The organism is Rahnella sp. BCC 1045 (assembly GCF_019049615.1).
Taxonomy (GTDB): domain Bacteria; phylum Pseudomonadota; class Gammaproteobacteria; order Enterobacterales; family Enterobacteriaceae; genus Rahnella; species Rahnella contaminans.
On record NZ_JAFMOZ010000139.1, the window covers coordinates 136885 to 155080 of the forward strand.

Genomic DNA, 18196 nt, shown 5'->3' on the forward strand with positions numbered 1-18196 from the left:
ACGGGGTATACTCACATTTCATTAACGCGCTGCGGCATGAAGCCGTCCGCATCTTCTGTCGAATCACCCAGTGGCCGTTTAACTGCCGCGACAAAGAGAACTTTACTCCGCATGGATCACCGCATTCTTCGAATTTTCTTTCTGCTGTGCAGCCTGTTTATCTTGCCTTTGCAGGCGCACGCCTCGTTGTTTGATAAACCGGCAGCCACGCAATTTGTTCCTGTTGATCAGGCTTTCAGCTTTGATTTTCAGCAACAAGGCCATGATCTCAAGCTGAACTGGCAGATCCGCGACGGTTACTACTTATATCGCAGCAAAATTGAGATTGAACCGAAGAATGCCCGGCTGGCAGCGTTTATCCTGCCGAAGGGCCGTGAACATCACGATGAATTTTTCGGCGACAGTGAAGTATTCGAAAACGCGCTGCGCCTCACGGTGCCGTTACAGCAAGCCAGCGCCGATGCAACCGTCCGCGTAACTTATCAGGGATGTGCCGCCGCTGGTTTCTGCTATCCGCCGGAAACCCGTGAAGTGCCGCTCAGTGAAGTTTCAGAGCCGGTTAAAGCCAGCTCAGGCGTCGCAGGATCCGCCCTTCCGCCGTTAGAGGCCACGCCAGCAAAAGTCTCCACGCCGCTGCCGTTTTCGCCGCTTTGGGCGTTACTGATTGGTATTGGCATCGCGTTCACGCCGTGCGTGCTGCCGATGTATCCCCTGATTTCCGGCATTATTCTCGGGCGCCAGCGTCCGCACAGCATGAAGCGAATTTTTCTGCTGTCGCTGGTGTACGTACAGGGCATGGCGCTGACGTACACTCTCCTTGGGATGGTGGTCGCCGCCGCGGGCTTGCAGTTCCAGGCCGCATTGCAAAGCCCGTGGGTGCTGATCGTTTTATCCGTGATGTTTATCGCGCTGGCGTTATCGATGTTTGGGGCTTTCAGCCTGCAACTTCCATCCTCCGTTCAGACCCGGCTGGCGTTGTGGAGTAATGAACAAAAAGGCGGTTCGCTGCCGGGCGTCTTTATTATGGGTGCGCTGGCAGGCCTGATTTGTTCCCCCTGCACCACCGCGCCACTGAGCGCCATTTTGTTGTATATCGCCCAGAGCGGAAACTTGCTGGCCGGTGCCGGCACGCTCTATCTGTACGCGCTGGGGATGGGGATCCCACTGATTATCGTCACCCTGTTTGGGAATAAACTGCTGCCACGCAGCGGCCCGTGGATGCATTACGTCAAAGAAGGCTTCGGTTTTGTCATTCTCGCACTGCCGGTGTTTTTACTTGAGCGTGTGATTGGCGATACCTGGGGATTACGCCTGTGGAGCCTGCTCGGCATCGCATTCTTCGGCTGGGCGTTACTGCTGAGCCTGAAAAGCCAGCGCGGTATCGTGCGTGTTCTGCAACTGATTTTCCTCGCCGCTGCGCTTATCGTCAGCCGTCCGTTGCAGGACTGGGCCTTTGCGCCCGCCAGCAGTCAGTCCGCGCCACAGCACGCGCTGAACTTCCAGAAAATACATAACGTTGACGAACTGAATGCCGCCTTGCAGGGCGCGCAGGGCAAACGCGTCATGCTGGATTTGTACGCGGACTGGTGCGTGGCGTGTAAAGAGTTCGAAAAATATACGTTTTCCGCGCCAGAGGTGCAGAATGAGCTGGCCGATACTATGTTGCTTCAGGCCGATGTGACGCAAAACTCGGCGGAGCAGAAGGCGTTGTTAGAGCGTCTTGAAGTGCTGGGCTTGCCCACGATTTTATTCTTTGGCCCCGACGGCCATGAATTGCCGCAGTCGCGGGTCACCGGTTTTATGGATGCCACTGAGTTCAGTACGCATTTGCAGAAAGCCCGCCCTTAAACGACACTACATTTTGAATTACGCGAATTGTGAGGAGGCAAACGTGCTACGTGAACAGGTTCTCGATCAAACCCTAAATCTCTTGGAACAACGTGGCCTTGCAACATTGTCACTGGAAAACGTCGCTGAACTCGTCGACGTTCCGCTCAATGAACTTCGCCGCTTCTGGCCCGACGCCGAAGCGCTGCTCTATGACAGCCTGCGCTATCACGGAGAACAAATTGAGATCTGGCGGCGTCAGCTGATGCTGGATGAAACGCTCACTCCGCCGCAAAAATTGCTGGCACGGTATAAAGTGCTCGATGAACAGGTGCGCCAGCAGCGTTACCCGGGATGCCTCTTTATCGCGGCCTGTACATTTTTCCCTGAGAGCGACGCGCCTATTCATCAACTGGCCGAAAATCAGAAGCGGGCGTCCTACGACTACACGCTGTCTTTGCTCCAGGAAATGGGTTCCGATGACGCCGAAATGGTGGCGCAGCAGATGGAACTGATCCTTGAAGGTTGTCTGAGCAAGTTGCTGGTGAAACGTCAGCTCATCGATGTGGAAGTGGCGCGACGTCTGGCAGAAGATGTTTTGAATGTCGCCCGCTGCCGTGAACATGGCGCACTTTCCTGACTTTCTATGACCGCAGACAGGCCATTTCGCCATTTTTGAATGAAAAGTCAGCAAACGAACGTCTTTTATGTGTTTTACATGACAAAGCCGTTGACGGCACATGCCCAATACGGTTTAATGCGCCCCGTTGCCCGGATAGCTCAGTCGGTAGAGCAAGGGATTGAAAATCCCTGTGTCCTTGGTTCGATTCCGAGTCCGGGCACCATATTTAAAGAAACCAGCCTAACGGCTGGTTTTTTGCTTTCTGGCCTCGGCCAAAAAAATCCAGCCCTCTCCCTTTCGTGACTCACTTCTCACCCCTTCATTCATTTGCACAAAACTCCCGTTCAATCCTGTTTAAAAGTTAGGCCAACGTCCGTTAACGGGCATATTTCCTCGTTTTAGACTGTTTCCTTAGGCTAAAAAATTTACTCAAAGCCCTACAAACAGGATTGTCTGATGCAAATAACCCACATTGAGGTATTGCGCGTTGCTATTCCTTTCAGCAGCGGCAGGGAAAAATCACAAGAGAAAAACACTGACGCTTACAACGCGGCGTCACCGACATTAACCCGTATGGAAACGCTGCTGGTCAAAATCACCACGGATACCGGTTTACAAGGCTGGGGCGAAGGTTTTGGTCATCTTTCAAACCCGATGACGGAAACGGCGCTGAACGGTCTGGTGGGCAGATTTTTCCTCGGGCAAACCTGTCCGCAAAGCCCTGACGAAATTGCCTCGCTGATGCAACAGGCAGAAATCAATTTCCACGCCTTTGGCCGCACGGGGCCGGTGATGTTTGCGCTGTCGGCAGTGGATATCGCGCTGTGGGATTTGCTGGCAAAAGCCAGAAACCAGCCGCTTTGGCAATTGCTTGGGGCGAGGCGCCATAAAATCGGGGTTTATGCCAGTCTGGTGAGTTACGGGAATGACCCGCAACGCGTGGCAGAAAAAGTGCTGAGCACTTATGACGCCGGATTCCGCGCCATCAAACTGCATGAAACCGAATACGCTGCCATTGCCGCCGCGCGGGAAGTATTGCCGCAAGATGCTGAACTGATGGTCGATGTGAATTGCCCGTGGAGTGTTAAAGATGCCACCGCGCAGGCGCAGAAGTTACGCTCTCTGAATCTGGGATGGCTGGAAGAACCCGTCTGGCCGCCGGATGATCTGGCTGGTCTGGCGCAGGTCAGAACACAAGGCACACGAATTGCCGCTGGCGAAAATGCGGCGGGCGTACAGGGTTTTGTCGAGCATTTCGAACGCGACGCGATTGACATCGCACAGCCGAGCGTCAGCAAAGTTGGCGGTATCACCGCCATGTTGAAAGTCTTCTCGTTAGCAAAACAATATTCTGTCCGGGTTGTTCCGCACTGCTTCTATTATGGCGCCGGCCTGATGGCGACCGCGCAACTGGTGGCCTTGCTTGATGAAAGTGTCAGTCTGGAGGTGCCTTTCATTCAGTGGCAGGAACAACTTTATCCGCAGCTGGACTTCACGCCACGTATGGTTTTACCTGATGCGCCGGGTCTGGGTTTTGAGCCTTCTCCCGCCGTCATTCAGAAATATCTCGTCAGCTCACAAACTCTTTCCCTGATGACGGAGGCGGCTCATGCGTAAATCCAATTACCGCGTCATTATCGCCCTGCTGCTGTTCTTTGCGGGCATGCTGAATTACCTCGATCGCGCCGCGCTTTCGGTCATGGCACCGCTGATCAAAGGCGATTTGCACATTGACGATGCGCAGATGGGGATTCTGTTCAGCGCCTTCTTCATCGGTTACTGCCTGTTTTGTTTCATCGGGGGCTGGAGCGCTGACAGATTCGGGCCACGCAAAGTGTTCGGGCTGGCGGCAGCTTTCTGGTCGGTATTCTGCGGCGCTACGGCGCTGGTGACAGGTTTCGGGCATTTGCTGGTCGTGCGGGTAATGTTTGGTATCGGTGAAGGGCCGATGGGCACCACCACTAACAAATCCATCTCCAACTGGTTCCCGCGTAAAGAAGTCGGGCGTGCGGTCGGGTTCACCAACGCCGGGCAACCGCTGGGCGCAGCAATTGCTGCACCGATTGTCGGGCTGGTCGGATTGCACTTCGGCTGGCGTATTGCCTTTGTGGTGATTGCCGCGCTGGGCTTCGTGTGGCTGGCAGCCTGGATGATTCTTTTCCGCGATAAACCGGAACAGCATCCGCGCGTTTCAGAGGCCGAGAGAACGCTGATTGCCAGCGACCGTCCGGCGACACCGGTCACTTCAGGGATGAAAGAAAAAGATGTGCATACCCTGTGGTATTACGTTTTTTCCAAACCGGTATTAGGCGTGGCCGCCGCGTTTTTCTGCTTCAACTATATTCAGTATTTTTTCCTGTCATGGCTGCCGAGCTACCTCACGGATTTCCAGCATCTGGATATCAGGAGCATGAGCATTATCGGCATTCTCCCGTGGCTTGGCGCAACCGCAGGTTTCATTGGCGGCGGCATTGTGGCGGACATGCTATACCGCCGGACCGGCAACTTCCTTTTTTCACGCAAAGCCGTCATTTTCACCGGCCTGATCATCGCCGCAGGTTGCGTGCTGATGACCGCTTACACCCGCAATACGGCCGGTGCCGTCGCCCTGATCACTGTCGCCAGTATCTTCGCGTATATGACCCCGCAGGCATGCTGGTCGCTATTGCAGGATATCGTGCCGGCGCATCGCATCGGAACCGCGGGGGGATTTGTGCATCTGCTGGCTAATCTGGCCGGGATTTTATCTCCCAGCATCACCGGCTTTTTAATCCAGTACGGCGGCGGTTATCAGTCTGCTTTTATCCTGTCGAGCGGTCTGGCGATCGTCGGCGTGGTCGCAATGGCGATACTGGTACGCCAGAATAAAGTGAATGAACTTTTTGGTAAAAAAAGCCCGTCAGAAGACGTCATTACGCAGCATTAATCCTTTGATTTGTCATGTTCAACCTGCAACTGAGCTGATACATTGCAGGTTGAACATTGAGCAAATATATAGGATATAGAAATGCCTTCGTCCGGAACTCCGCTTTTCCCGCCAGCATTGAAAACCGGTGACACTATTGGTTTCTTCTCCGCCTCCTCACCGGTTACCACCACGGCACCAAACCGCTTTGCGCGCGGGAAAGACTACTTGCGGGAAAAAGGTTTTGTGCTCAAACCGGGGTTGCTGACCGGCGAGTCAGACCATTACCGTTCAGGATCCGTTGCCCGGCGGGCTGAAGAATTAAACCAGCTGTTTCGTGATCCGCAGGTGCGCTGTGTGATGTCCACCATCGGGGGCAATAACACTAACTCCCTGCTGCCTTACCTCGATTACGACGCACTGCTCGCTGACCCGAAAATCATTATTGGTTATTCAGATACCACCGCGTTGCTGGCAGGCATTTACGCACAGACCGGACTGATTACTTTTTACGGCCCTGCGCTCGTTGCCTCTTTCGGCGAATTTCCCCCGCTGGTTGATGAGACTTATGCGTCTTTTACTGACGTTTTGATGAACCGTCATGACGCGCCATATCGTTATTCTCTACCCTCACACTGGACGGATGAAAAGCTTAACTGGAATGATATTGCTCCGGTTCGGGCTAAGCATTTGTATGCCAATACCTGCCGTTTTCTGGGCAAAGGGCGTATTGGAGGGCGCGTCATCGGCGGCAATCTGAATACCCTTTCGGGGATCTGGGGAAGTCCTTATATGCCCGAAATCCGTCAGGGCGACATTTTATTTATCGAAGACAGCCTGAAAGATATCGCCACCGTCGAACGTTCATTCTCCATGCTTAAGCTCAATGGCGTTTTCGACCGCGTCAGTGCGATAGTGCTCGGGAAGCACGAATTATTCGATGACGCCGGAACCGGCAGACAGCCCGCAGATGTATTGCTGGAAATCCTTAACGGCCAGGATATCCCGTTAGTCGACGGCTTTGACTGTTGCCATACTCACCCGATGCTCACCCTGCCGCTGGGTGTAGATATCGCTGTCGACTTTGACCGGCAGCAGATTCACATTGCCGGCCAGTACCTGTCCTGATGACCTTATAAATCACATACTACTAAAATTCCGTACGTGATTTATATCTTTCCGGCTCAAGCCTTCCTTTTTCTTCTCCCTCCGTTAAGGCCATACATTGCCAGCATGTAAATATTTCTGACAACAATCTGACTTTTAAATAGTACGGTTTATACTGACTGCCCCTTAACGACGGTATATCAGGGTAAAATTCTGATAGGGTAGCACTGTACTAATTATCTGAATGCAAATGTAAGACAGGATATGTTTAACAGGGAGACTGAGGATGCAAATGATTTATCTGATTGAAAATGAAATAGTATTCAATCCAGAGGATAACTCACTTTCTTTGCTGAGCGACGCTGAGAGTAAGGTCGCTGTATCCAATCCTGCGCGGAGAATTTTATTATTGCTGATTGAGCAACATGGCATTGTTGTTCCTCGTGAAACATTTTTTAAAAAAGTATGGGATGACTATGGACTGACTGCCAGTAATAATAACCTCAATCACTGCATCAGCAAATTACGTAAAGTGATTTCTATGCTGGGTTATTCCGATGAATTCATTGTCACCGTTCCCAAAGTTGGTTTTTACATCAGGAAAGAGATCGCCATTGCGGTGAATTTTGAGCAAATCGCATCTCCCAAAGAAAATACGGAAGAGTCCAGAAGTGTTATCGAAATACCGGAAATCATTCTTCCCATCGCTGAAGAACAGCCTTCCACAGAGGTGGTGACTGAGCCAGTTCAGCCCGAAACCGTGACACCGGAGCACCACCGATGGGAAACAAAACACTCTGTTTTTATGAGTATTTTAGTCACAACAGTGATCACGGCCTGGGGGATTTTCATCCTTCACCGTAATCTGAGTGACCCGATGGCGCATTTGCAGATTGCGAGAATAGGTGTCTGCGAACTGTATTCAACCGCGCCCGTAACTCCGTCACGAAAGGAGGAATTCGCGCGTCTGGCCGAAATTTTCCTGCGAAAAAACAATATTTCCTGCAAGCCCGGTCAAATATTCATATTTCAAAGTGAGCGATTTTCCCTCCCGATAAATACGGGTTCTGTGCGCGATTTCATGACGCAATGTAATACCGATGATAATCATAAGATGAACATTTGCATAAGTTATTATACAAATGACAGGACCACGAATGACAAATTATAATAAAAGCTTACCTTCAGTAAAGAAGATCCTTCTTTTATTCTTATTGCCCATTATTGTTTTACTGATCATTGTTTTTTGCGAGATTTTTTTAAGAAAAGACAAAGAGGCATTTCCGGTTAACATCCCTTGCCGGGGAAACATGATCATAGAAGCACAATATGATAATCAAAAAGCCAGGATGGTCGCATCGCTGTACTTTAGTTTTCTGAGCAAGAATAAAATTTTGATTTCTCTGAGCGGGACAGGATATTTGTATAACAATGAAAATGTCGTCATTGAGAAAAAAACGCTGCTGCGCAATATCTATTATGATTATATCCATGAAAGTAAGGCCACGGATACCTACTCGATGACCAGCAGTCAGATCAATATCGATAGCGTGGATGATTTTGACTGGCGTATTTCCTCACTTTTACTGATGAACAGTTTTTTTCTGACGGGCCACACAGATACGCTAGTCTTAAAGAAGTTCGACGATAACGCCCTGCTCATCGAAAACAATCAGTCACCGTTTACGCTGTGCATCTTCAGTAAGAGTCTGTGAGACCCGGTCGTCACTGCTTTTGTCTATTTATAATACAGATAGAGTTGAAATCCGCAGGCTTGAGCGTAACGGGCCAGCGTACTGAAACTGGCCTGTGCCGGACGCTTTTCCAGGCGAGTGATGGCCGGAGGTGTGATCCCCAGACGTCGGGCCAGTTCAGTTTTATTTAATCCGGCATCTTCGCGTAAGGTTTGCAACAACGCATGAATTTCTGTCTCAGCAATGAGTTCCGGAGCCTGGGTAGAATATACCGGTTCTTCAAGCGCCTGAGCCCGTAGTTTAGCCGTTCTTAGCATGTCATTCTCCCTCTCTTTCAGACGCGGTCAGTAGTAGTTAATCTTGACGATCACTGATGCATCAAATTGCCCGAGAGAAAGTGCTCTCCCTGGGATCGCACTCACTTTCGCCGTGAAGTTTTTCGTCACTTCATTCACGTTATTGAGTTCTGCAAAATCATCATAACGATTGAACGTAATTGCCTGTTCTTTATCGTTGTAGAGCATTAATTTGGCACCATTCGACAAATCTATGGCCGTATTATCGAGCAACGGACTGGCCGTGGAAAACTCGGCCTGCAGGGAGAAATTATCCAGGCATCCCTGCTTAACGGCTTTAATGGCAAACGGCAGAGAAATACCGGAAGAACGGGACAAAATGGTGCTCTGGATCGGGCCGAAATCTACAATCTGAGATTCCGGATAGACCTTCAAATCGGAGCCACAGGCCAGGAAACGAATCCCCTGTAAGCCGGAGAGGTTATATTTCAGGTTTTTAGCGCCCGGCGATTTGTTGATGCCCCGGCTGCCATCAAGCTGGAATACCGTGAACTGATCAGCCCCCTGATAATGACCGCTGGAAGGCGCGTTCCCGCTGACCTTGATATACAGGCGGAAAGTGACGTTTACCGTAACGTTCTGGCCTTTTTTGATGGGCGTACTGTTAGTGCTGAGACGCTGTTCATTCTGCTCGAGATCCTGCCCGTTATAGCTCACGCCCAGCAGTAAGCCCTCACCAATCGACTGGGATTTCGGGTTGAAGTAGAAATGAACCACATCAATGATTGAACCCAGAACATTATCGCAATATGCGGTGACGTTAATGTCATTGGATTCCCAGATTTTGGTGCCAACCGGCACATTCGACGGTATCGCCAGCTGCCCGACCGGGATCGCAGGTTTATCGACGATCCCCGTTCCTTTTTCCACGCAATCTAGCGCCAGCGCGCTGCGGGAAAAACAGAGCAATAAAATAATCAATATCATCCTGCCAGCGAATAACCGGTAAATATCAGGCATAACAATCCCTTATCGAGGAGATGAACAGGTTCAAATACTGGCGTACACACAGCTTAGCGTTTGCCTTCTTTGCTGATGAGCTGACACTGAGGCGTCTGACACTGGTACTCGTTCACCTGTAAACCCCCGTAGTCGTCCATATATCCCAGGCTGTACCGGTTGCTGACATACTGGCCGCCGGTCAGGGATTCTGTCGCAAACGGGGCCAGCATCACGCTGTCAAACCCCGGCACGTTGCCTTTATTATCCTTACCCAGATAGCCGACGGTGATATAGAACGGTGTCGGGTTGGTCAGTTTCAATCCGTCCGAAAGGCGGCTGACCTGAAGCTGTTCCTGCCAGTTCCCTTTCAGCAATTTGCGCAGTTCGGTGGGCCGGAAGAAAAGCTTTACGCGGCTCTGAATCGCAACCTGCATCACGTTGGCCATTTCGCTTTTTGGCGGTACTTCACGCACATTGAAATAAAATAACGATTCGCGATCTTTCGGCAGTGCGGCGGTTTCTGGTAACTGAAGTACGCGGATCTGGCTTTTCTGGCCCGCATCAATCCGCTGCATTGGCGGCAGCGCCACCAGCGGAGATGTGATTTTTTCGCCCTGCGCATTCTCCAGCCAGACCTGCGCCAGATAAGGCAAGTCCTTGCTCTGGTTCTCCAGCATGACGCTGACCGATTTGTCATTGGCATTAAAAATGATACGCGTCCGGTCAAGGTTAATGGCTGCAATGGCCGGACAAGCCACGCTGGCCATCATCAGTAACGTCATGCCTGTGTGTAAAATCTGCTTCTTCATCGGACTCTTCCTTTCCTGATTCACTTTGTTAATTTTCAGCTACACGGTAATAGCACCTGGCCGGAACGGGTCACGGGCTGCGAAGGTACCTGTATCCGGCATTTCTGATCGTCGCCCCAGCGTACCGTCAGCGATTTCTCGCCGGAGACGCCCGCCAGATACGCCAGACCACCATCACCAATCAGACCGGCTTCAAATCCGGAACTGTTATCCGTCACCGACGACCCCAATGGCGGATAGCTGCCGTCAGCGAGACGAATGACGGCCATCAGGCGCTCGCCTTTAATCGCGCGGATTTTGCGGAAACCTATTGCTCCTTCTGTCAGGGTTTTGCTGACAACCGAGCTGTAAACTTCTACATCATCAGGCAGATGATTGACGTCAACGCGGATATCAGAAGTCTGATAGCTGGAGACGCCGTTCACGACGGCGATGCCGTAATCATTCGTTACCGACGCGCCTTCGCTGATCGGAATACCCTTCACTCCGGCCGACACCATCATGCGCGGCTCGCTGCCAGAGCTGCTCTGGTGCAATGCGGCTCCGGCTGCGGTGGCCGTAAAAGAGCCGTACCAATTGGCGTTTACCGAGCGGTAATCGTTATTTTTTACGCTGCCGTTCACGCCTAACTGACCGTAGGGAGACATGTGCTGGTAGTTAGCACGGAAAACGCCGTCGCCTTTTTGCAGGTCAGGGCTGCTTCCGCCGGCTCCTACGCGCCAGCTGTTGTTCGGATCCTGGCTGTTGTAATAAGAGGCGGTTTGCGAAAATCCACCCTGGGAATCCTGTTGAGCGTCATAGCTGATCTGCTGCCCGGAAGACAACGGCAAACTGAATGACAGGAACATCTGGTTTTCATCGGTATCGCGGTATCTCAGCTTGCTGGCCGACAACGTTCCGGAAATCCCGGTGAACCGCCCGATATCAAATATCTTGCTGACGGAAACGCTGTAGTTATTGCTGGGATTTTCGTTCCAGTACACCTTATGTGTCGCCGAGAGATACAACGTGATCGCCGGCCACGGCAGAAACTGGTTGGCGGTTACCGTATAAGTTTGTTTATCGTCGCGGGAATACCCGTCGCCGTTCACCTTGTCGAGATACTGGTTGAACGACATGAAGTTTTTTTCCGAGAAACGATAACCGGCAAAAGTGATCTGGCTTCCGGTGGAATCGAAGCGTTTAGAATAGTTGGCGCGATAGCTGAAACCCGTTTGCTTACCCGCCACAGGAACCGTAGCGGAAGAACGCGTGACATCGAAAGACACCGCGCCCAGCTTTTGCAAATTCTGCCCGACGCCGAGTGCCTGAGCCTGATAGTTCCCGGTGGTGGCAATCAGCCCGCCATAGACTGAGAAATCATTAAGCGCGCCCCACGACATTTCTCCGCTGTAAAAACCCGGCTGCAAAACGTGATTGCTGCTGCCGGTGGTCGGTTTCCCCATCGCCGTCTTGAACCGCACCTGACCTTTGCGGGTCAGAAACGGGATCGTCGCCGTGGTAACCTGATATGTCGTTACGCTGCCGTTTTCTTCTTCAATTTTAACGTCCAGCGCACCCTGCACGGCTTCCGTCAGGTCCTGCACGACAAACGGCCCGGGAGAAACGTTGGTCTGATAAATTACCCGGCCGTTCTGGCTGATACTGACTTTGGCGTTGGTTTTGGCGATACCCGTTACCTGAGGCGCATAACCACGCAGCGAAGGCGGCAACATCCTCTGATCACTGTTGACGGAAACGCCGATAAAGCGGAAGGAATCGAAAATATCTGAGCTGAAATAGGTCTGCCCGCCGGTCAGACGCGCGCCGATGGAAGGCAATGCACGGAACAGATAGGTTTGCGTCCAGGTGAATTTATCGCTGGCAGGCGATCCTGACGTCCTGGCGGCGGAATACTGATAATCAGCGCGGGCACGCCACGCACCCAGGTTAAATCCGGTCGTACCGTAGCTGCTAAAACTGGTCGAGCTGTTGCCCTGCTGGGGCATGTATTTGCTGCCCAGCAGGTTGTAATCAAGTAATACGCCATTCACGCCGTTGTCCCACTGGGAAGGCGGAACCCAGTTTTCATCGTGAAACGTCAACCACGCCTGCGGGATACTGATATTCAGCGTCTGTTTTTCCTGATCGTAACGTGCGGTGATTTCTTTTTGACGATCCAGAGAAGTGCATTCGCCGTGATGCCAGAGTGTCAGCTGCTCCTGGGCGGCTTTGGTCAGATCGAATTTATCCACCAGTGAAGGCGGCACACACAGACGGCTGTTTTTATTATCTTCAGTAGGAATATATTTAATCAGGCTTTGATCGCCCAGCGTGCGGCCATTGAGCACGACATCCAGCAGATATTCACCGGGCGCGATATAATTCGCCACCTGAAAACGTGAAAGGTCTACATTATTGCGATCGGCAGAATCAATAAAGTTAACGTTAAATTCTACCGCCAGACTTTTGAATGAAATAAAGCATCCTGACAAGAAAATAATAACCCCTGTTGTTATTCTCATTCCTGTCGATGTTCTGTCCATCGCAAACAACATAATAAAATCACTTTTTATTTTTTATAAATCCAGCACGGAACCCCGATGCACCCGGAAAATAAAGGGGAGATAACTCCCCTTAATAACAGCAATCTTTATTTGTAGTTCAGGGCGTAAGTCGCCTGAGAAACGATAGTACCGGTGGACACTGGCTGGGTGTTGGCTTCAACGCGCGCAGCAAATACCAGCTCGTTATTACCTGTTACCAGATTAATGTCTTTTGAGGTATCGCCAACTTTCAGCAAATCCCCGTTAGCGTCGATGAGACGGATGCCTGCACCTTTCGCGCTGCCGGTGTTCGCCAGCAGTTCAGTGGCGCTGCTGTCCGGAGTACCCGCGAAAGATACGGCAACTTTAGACATCGCCGGATATTCAACGGTGCCGGCAGTTTGCGCGGTCAAATCGCAGTCTTGCAGATGGATGGTGTAGTTAACGTTTTGAGAATATTTATTGCCGCTTGCCAGCACCTTATTCGCCACCTGACCCATATCGACATTAATGTCTTCATCGCCTGCGGCAATAGAGCAAGGCGCGTTAATAACGGTACCGGTGAAATGAATACGGCCGGAACCCTGGTCAGCGCCGGTCGGAGGTGTTGTAACGTCATCAGCAAAAGCTGAAGCGGAAATTAAAGTAGATAAAGCAATAATCAGTGTCTTGTTCTTAGCGTTAAACATAGTAAGTCCTTGAGATTTAACGGTAGCTATTAAGTGATAAATACGCACACAGGCGATATTTTTCGCTGTACCGAAGAGAGCACCCCTCTCTTGCCAGATCAATATACTGATATTTTAAATTTAACGTTATAATAATTTGCCAATTGCAAATATTAAGAGCTTTAATCTCAGATTAATCTTTAAACATCACCTTTATGAATGGAAATTAACTTAAAAGTTAAAATAATTAACATTAAATGTTCCGGCCTGAATAAAAATCATTCTTGTTAATTTGAAAAGTTAAGCTTTAGTTAACCAATAATTTACTTTTCGTTTAATTAAAATTTACGTTTTCAGGGTTATTGATACATTTTCGCCGACATCAGTGAGAAAACTCTGCATTCAGATCAAAAGAACGCCCTCAGCTAAGTCCGTCCTGATCTCTCTTCAGATCATTTTCAGTCGTTCATTCTTCTCAAACCGCACTGTGTTCATTGAGAAAGAACAGTTTCTGTTTCCATTTTGGCTCATATCTCAGTTCTTTCTGACATCACGCTGCCTTTTGTGGCCTGTCCCGCACTGCTGTTGCAGATATCTTGCTGTTTTTTCTCCGCTTGCGTGATCTGCCCCCCAGAAAGCAAACAAAGCCCTAACGCAAACTACACTTAACTTTTGATTGACATATATTTAACAAAATAAAGGAGAAAAACCATGAGCCAAGTTCATAAGCATTCTATTCCTGCCTCTGTGGCAGAACGCGCCCTGATCACACCTGAAAAATATCAACAGTATTATCAGCAGTCTGTTGAAGACCCCGAAGCCTTTTGGGGAGAACAGGCAAAAGTCCTCGACTGGATGAAACCGTTTACTCAGGTGAAAAATACCTCGTTTGCACCGGGAAATATCGATATTCGTTGGTTTGAGGATGGCACGCTCAATCTGGCGGCTAACTGTCTCGACCGGCATTTAGCAGAGAAAGGCGATCAGACCGCGCTTATTTGGGAAGGCGATGACCCCAATGCTGAAAATAAGCACGTCACGTATAAACAGCTTCACCAGGATGTTTGCCAGTTTGCTAATGTATTAAAAGGATTTGGCGTCAGGAAAGGCGATGTTGTCGCCATCTATATGCCTATGGTGCCTGAAGCCGCCGTGGCAATGCTGGCCTGTGCCCGTATCGGCGCAGTGCATTCCGTCATTTTTGCCGGTTTTTCACCGGAAGCCGTTTCCGGCCGCATCATTGATTCCAATGCCAAAATCGTGATCACCGCCGATGAAGGCTTGCGTGCAGGTCGAACCATCCCGCTTAAACAGAATGTGGACGATGCCCTGAAAAATCCGGCAGTCACCAGCGTGACACATTCCATTATTTTCAAACGCACCGGGAAACAGGGTGAATGGAAAGAAGGCCGCGATATCTGGTGGCATGACGCAATAAAAGATGTTCCGGCTGATTGTCCGGCGGAAGAAATGAAAGCGGAAGATCCGCTGTTTATCCTCTATACATCCGGCTCCACCGGTAAACCTAAAGGCGTTTTGCATACCACTGGCGGATATCTGGTTTATGCAGCGCTGACTTTCAAATACACCTTTGATTACCACGACGGCGACATCTACTGGTGTACTGCCGACGTAGGCTGGGTAACTGGCCACAGCTATCTGCTTTACGGCCCGCTGGCTTGTGGTGCGGTCAGCCTGATGTTTGAAGGCGTGCCAAATTACCCGACGCCAGCGCGTATGGCCCAGGTCATTGATAAGCACAAAGTAAACATTCTTTATACGGCGCCAACCGCCATCCGTGCATTGATGGCTGAAGGGGACAAAGCGGTCGAAGGAACCAGCCGCGCCTCGCTGCGGATCATGGGTTCAGTGGGTGAACCGATTAACCCGGAAGCCTGGGAGTGGTACTACAAAACGATTGGTAACAGCCAATGCCCGATCGTCGATACCTGGTGGCAGACTGAAACCGGCGGTTTCATGATCACACCGTTGCCGGGCGCGACGGAGCTAAAAGCGGGTTCTGCAACCCGTCCTTTCTTCGGTGTGCAACCCGCGCTGGTCGATAATGAAGGTATCCCGCAGGAGGGCGCTTGCGAAGGCAATCTGGTCATTACCGATTCCTGGCCGGGCCAGGCACGTACCCTGTTTGGCGATCATGATCGCTTTGAGCAAACCTATTTCTCCACCTTCAAAAATATGTATTTCAGCGGTGATGGCGCGCGTCGTGACGAAGATGGCTATTACTGGATCACAGGCCGTGTGGATGACGTCCTGAATATCTCCGGCCATCGTCTGGGAACGGCTGAAATTGAATCCGCACTGGTATCACATCCAAAAATTGCAGAAGCCGCTGTTGTCGGAATTCCGCATAACATCAAAGGTCAGGCTATTTATGCCTACATCACTTTGAATCATGGCGAGGAACCTTCACCGGAACTCTATACGGAAGTACGCAACTGGGTGCGTAAAGAAATAGGGTCCATCGCCACACCGGACGTTATTCACTGGACTGATTCATTACCCAAAACCCGTTCCGGCAAAATTATGCGTCGCATTCTGCGCAAAATTGCAGCCGGCGACACTAGTAATCTGGGAGATACCTCAACGCTTGCGGATCCGGGCGTAGTCGAAAAATTGTTGGAAGAAAAACAATCAATGAAAGTGCCGTCATAATTTTCACCGCCCTGGCGCGGTGAACTCTATCAATGCCTCACAGGAGTCACTGAGATGAATGATCTCATTTATCAGAGAGTTGTAAGTAACCCGCGCTTCAGGGAACTGGTGCAAAAGCGCAGCCGTTTTGCCTGGCTTCTGTCCGGCATCACGCTGGTGCTGTATGTCGCTTTTATCTTGCTGATTGCGTTCGATCCGCAATGGCTGGGGACGCCCTTGTATGAAGGTGCCACAATCACGCGGGGTATTCCCGTTGGCGTCGGGCTGATCGTGATTTCTTTCATCCTCACTGGCATCTATGTCATTCGCGCCAACAGCGAGTTTGACCAACTGACGGCTGATATTATCCGTGAGGTTAAGCCATGATCGCACGCCGTAGCTCCCTCTTTTTCCTGATGTTATCTCTGGTTTTGCCTTTCAGCGCTTTTGCAGCAGAAGGTATTGCAGGCGAGGTAAAACGTCAGCCTCTTAATATTGAAGCGATCGTGATGTTCGTCTTGTTTGTCGGGGCGACACTTTATATCACCTACTGGGCTGCTAAACGGACGCGTTCCCGTCAGGATTATTATACGGCTGGCGGCCGAATTACCGGGCTGCAAAACGGGATGGCGATTGCCGGTGATTTCATGTCTGCCGCATCTTTCCTTGGGATCTCCGCGCTGGTTTATACCTCCGGTTACGATGGCCTGATCTATTCCATCGGTTTCCTTATCGGCTGGCCAATCATCCTTTTTCTGATTGCTGAACGTCTGCGTAATTTGGGTAAATACACCTTCGCCGACGTCGCCTCATACCGGTTGAAGCAAAAGCCAATTCGCCTGCTCTCGGCCTGTGGTTCGCTGGTTGTGGTTGCACTGTATCTGATTGCACAGATGGTGGGTGCCGGTAAGCTTATCCAGCTACTGTTCGGCCTGAACTACCATGTCGCAGTCATCCTGGTTGGGATCCTGATGGTGCTTTACGTGTTGTTCGGCGGCATGCTGGCAACAACCTGGGTACAAATCATCAAGGCAATCCTGTTACTGGCAGGCGCCACATTCATGGCTGTTATGGTCATGAAATCCGTTGGTTTTAACTTCAATACCCTCTTTACACAGGCCGTCGCGGTACATTCAAAAGGTATCGCAATCATGAGCCCGGGAGGACTGGTTTCCGACCCGATATCGGCGTTATCACTGGGGCTTGCACTGATGTTTGGGACCGCAGGCTTGCCGCACATTCTCATGCGGTTCTTTACCGTTAATGATGCCAAGGAAGCCCGTAAAAGCGTATTTTACGCAACTGGCTTCATTGGTTACTTCTATATCCTGACGTTCATTATTGGTTTTGGCGCTATCGTGCTGGTCAGTTCAAACCCTGCATTCAAAGATGCCAGCGGCGTATTGCTTGGCGGTAATAATATGGCAGCGGTACATCTGGCTGATGCGGTCGGCGGGAGCTTCTTCCTCGGTTTCATCTCGGCAGTGGCATTCGCGACAATACTGGCCGTCGTGGCCGGATTAACACTGGCTGGCGCATCCGCGGTTTCTCATGACCTGTATGCCAGCGTCATTAAAGATGGTAAGGCAACGGAGCGCGATGAGCTGAGGGTCTCAAAGATTACCGTTATCGTTCTCGGTATCGTGGCCATCGCTTTGGGTATTTTGTTTGAAAAACAGAATATTGCGTTTATGGTGGGTCTGGCATTCTCCATCGCAGCAAGCTGTAATTTCCCGATTATTCTTCTGTCGATGTATTGGGCTAAATTGACGACTCGCGGCGCGATGATAGGTGGGTGGCTGGGGTTACTGACGGCCGTGATACTGATGATCCTGGGTCCAACGATTTGGGTGCAGATTTTAGGACACGCGAAGCCAATCTACCCTTACGAATATCCGGCTCTCTTCTCAATGATTGTTGCCTTTGCAGGAACCTGGTTCTTCTCAATTACCGACAATTCTGTTGAGGGGCAAAAAGAGAGAGAGCGTTTCTATCCTCAGTTTGTTCGTTCACAAACTGGGATTGGTATCTCGCAAAGTTCTAATCACTGATTTTTATGCAAACAAAAGCAAAAAAGGCCATCCGGGAG

General features: G+C 50.6%; 15 protein-coding genes and 1 tRNA gene. 11 read left to right on the forward strand and 5 right to left on the reverse strand.

Translation table 11 applies throughout. The features are described 5' to 3' along the window. The first annotated feature begins 111 nt into the window (after positions 1 to 111). From J1782_RS20735 to J1782_RS20770, 8 genes are all read left to right on the forward strand, one after another. Positions 112 to 1848, forward strand: coding sequence for a protein-disulfide reductase DsbD (locus tag J1782_RS20735; protein ID WP_217153832.1), 1737 nt, complete (start codon positions 112 to 114; stop codon positions 1846 to 1848). Between the two features lie 43 nt (positions 1849 to 1891). Beyond that, entirely contained in the window at positions 1892 to 2467 is a 576-nt protein-coding gene (locus J1782_RS20740) for a transcriptional regulator (RefSeq protein WP_152325350.1), read from the forward strand. A 129-nt stretch (positions 2468 to 2596) separates the two neighbouring features. Next, positions 2597 to 2672 (forward strand) — tRNA-Phe (locus tag J1782_RS20745). A 233-nt stretch (positions 2673 to 2905) separates the two neighbouring features. Then, positions 2906 to 4066: a mandelate racemase/muconate lactonizing enzyme family protein gene (locus tag J1782_RS20750; protein WP_217153833.1), complete on the forward strand. Its 1161-nt coding sequence runs from the start codon at positions 2906 to 2908 to the stop codon at positions 4064 to 4066. Continuing rightward, positions 4059 to 5375: an MFS transporter gene (locus J1782_RS20755; protein WP_165058797.1), complete on the forward strand. Its 1317-nt coding sequence runs from the start codon at positions 4059 to 4061 to the stop codon at positions 5373 to 5375. Before J1782_RS20750 ends, J1782_RS20755 begins: the two co-directional genes overlap by 8 nt. An 81-nt stretch (positions 5376 to 5456) precedes the next feature. Next, positions 5457 to 6482, forward strand: coding sequence for a S66 peptidase family protein (locus J1782_RS20760; RefSeq protein WP_217153834.1), 1026 nt, complete (start codon positions 5457 to 5459; stop codon positions 6480 to 6482). Positions 6483 to 6747: 265 nt separating this feature from the next. Further along, positions 6748 to 7632, forward strand: a complete 885-nt coding sequence (locus tag J1782_RS20765; RefSeq protein ID WP_152325354.1) for a winged helix-turn-helix domain-containing protein — start codon at positions 6748 to 6750, stop codon at positions 7630 to 7632. Next, on the forward strand, positions 7619 to 8176 hold the full coding sequence (locus J1782_RS20770; protein ID WP_165058792.1) for a FidL-like protein: 558 nt from the start codon (positions 7619 to 7621) through the stop codon (positions 8174 to 8176). The genes J1782_RS20765 and J1782_RS20770 overlap by 14 nt, the downstream gene beginning before the upstream one ends. Before the next feature lie 23 nt (positions 8177 to 8199). Here the strand turns inward: J1782_RS20770 and J1782_RS20775 are convergent, their stop codons facing one another. The 5 genes from J1782_RS20775 to J1782_RS20795 form a co-directional block, all read right to left on the reverse strand. Continuing rightward, entirely contained in the window at positions 8200 to 8472 is a 273-nt protein-coding gene (locus tag J1782_RS20775; protein WP_152325356.1) for a helix-turn-helix domain-containing protein, read from the reverse strand. A 27-nt stretch (positions 8473 to 8499) separates the two neighbouring features. Beyond that, positions 8500 to 9438 carry a fimbrial protein gene (locus J1782_RS20780; RefSeq protein ID WP_229905838.1) on the reverse strand — a complete coding sequence of 313 codons (939 nt, stop codon included), beginning with the start codon at positions 9436 to 9438 and terminating at the stop codon, positions 8500 to 8502. Between the two features lie 86 nt (positions 9439 to 9524). Further along, positions 9525 to 10235 carry a molecular chaperone gene (locus tag J1782_RS20785; RefSeq protein WP_217153838.1) on the reverse strand — a complete coding sequence of 237 codons (711 nt, stop codon included), beginning with the start codon at positions 10233 to 10235 and terminating at the stop codon, positions 9525 to 9527. Positions 10236 to 10297: 62 nt separating this feature from the next. Continuing rightward, positions 10298 to 12799 carry a fimbria/pilus outer membrane usher protein gene (locus J1782_RS20790; RefSeq protein WP_217153835.1) on the reverse strand — a complete coding sequence of 834 codons (2502 nt, stop codon included), beginning with the start codon at positions 12797 to 12799 and terminating at the stop codon, positions 10298 to 10300. Positions 12800 to 12894: 95 nt separating this feature from the next. Next, a complete protein-coding gene (locus tag J1782_RS20795) occupies positions 12895 to 13476 on the reverse strand; it encodes a fimbrial protein (RefSeq protein WP_152325359.1) in 582 nt (193 codons plus the stop codon). Positions 13477 to 14166: 690 nt separating this feature from the next. Between J1782_RS20795 and acs the strand changes: the two genes are divergently transcribed. The 3 genes from acs to actP are packed head-to-tail and all read left to right on the forward strand — an operon-like array spanning position 14167 to position 18158. Further along, the gene (gene acs, locus J1782_RS20800) at positions 14167 to 16128 is read left to right on the forward strand and encodes an acetate--CoA ligase (protein WP_217153836.1); all 1962 of its coding nucleotides are present in this window, start codon (positions 14167 to 14169) and stop codon (positions 16126 to 16128) included. A 54-nt stretch (positions 16129 to 16182) separates the two neighbouring features. Next, positions 16183 to 16494 carry a DUF485 domain-containing protein gene (locus tag J1782_RS20805; RefSeq protein WP_101078242.1) on the forward strand — a complete coding sequence of 104 codons (312 nt, stop codon included), beginning with the start codon at positions 16183 to 16185 and terminating at the stop codon, positions 16492 to 16494. A gap of 29 nt (positions 16495 to 16523) precedes the next feature. Then, on the forward strand, positions 16524 to 18158 hold the full coding sequence (gene actP, locus J1782_RS20810; protein WP_152325370.1) for a cation/acetate symporter ActP: 1635 nt from the start codon (positions 16524 to 16526) through the stop codon (positions 18156 to 18158). Positions 18159 to 18196: the final 38 nt, after the last annotated feature.

Bases quoted from the DNA above. Each gene is read 5' to 3' on its own strand.
- J1782_RS20765 (WP_152325354.1), top strand. From the start codon at position 6,748: ATGCAAATGATTTATCTGATTGAAAATGAAATAGTATTCAATCCAGAG.
- acs (WP_217153836.1), top strand. From the start codon at position 14,167: ATGAGCCAAGTTCATAAGCATTCTATTCCTGCCTCTGTGGCAGAACGC.
- J1782_RS20785 (WP_217153838.1), bottom strand. From the start codon at position 10,235: ATGACGTTACTGATGATGGCCAGCGTGGCTTGTCCGGCCATTGCAGCC.
- J1782_RS20795 (WP_152325359.1), bottom strand. From the start codon at position 13,476: ATGTTTAACGCTAAGAACAAGACACTGATTATTGCTTTATCTACTTTA.
- actP (WP_152325370.1), top strand. From the start codon at position 16,524: ATGTTATCTCTGGTTTTGCCTTTCAGCGCTTTTGCAGCAGAAGGTATT.
- J1782_RS20805 (WP_101078242.1), top strand. From the start codon at position 16,183: ATGAATGATCTCATTTATCAGAGAGTTGTAAGTAACCCGCGCTTCAGG.
- J1782_RS20780 (WP_229905838.1), bottom strand. From the start codon at position 9,438: ATGATATTGATTATTTTATTGCTCTGTTTTTCCCGCAGCGCGCTGGCG.
- J1782_RS20760 (WP_217153834.1), top strand. From the start codon at position 5,457: ATGCCTTCGTCCGGAACTCCGCTTTTCCCGCCAGCATTGAAAACCGGT.
- J1782_RS20790 (WP_217153835.1), bottom strand. From the start codon at position 12,799: ATGTTGTTTGCGATGGACAGAACATCGACAGGAATGAGAATAACAACA.
- J1782_RS20775 (WP_152325356.1), bottom strand. From the start codon at position 8,472: ATGCTAAGAACGGCTAAACTACGGGCTCAGGCGCTTGAAGAACCGGTA.
- J1782_RS20750 (WP_217153833.1), top strand. From the start codon at position 2,906: ATGCAAATAACCCACATTGAGGTATTGCGCGTTGCTATTCCTTTCAGC.
- J1782_RS20755 (WP_165058797.1), top strand. From the start codon at position 4,059: ATGCGTAAATCCAATTACCGCGTCATTATCGCCCTGCTGCTGTTCTTT.
- J1782_RS20735 (WP_217153832.1), top strand. From the start codon at position 112: ATGGATCACCGCATTCTTCGAATTTTCTTTCTGCTGTGCAGCCTGTTT.
- J1782_RS20770 (WP_165058792.1), top strand. From the start codon at position 7,619: ATGACAAATTATAATAAAAGCTTACCTTCAGTAAAGAAGATCCTTCTT.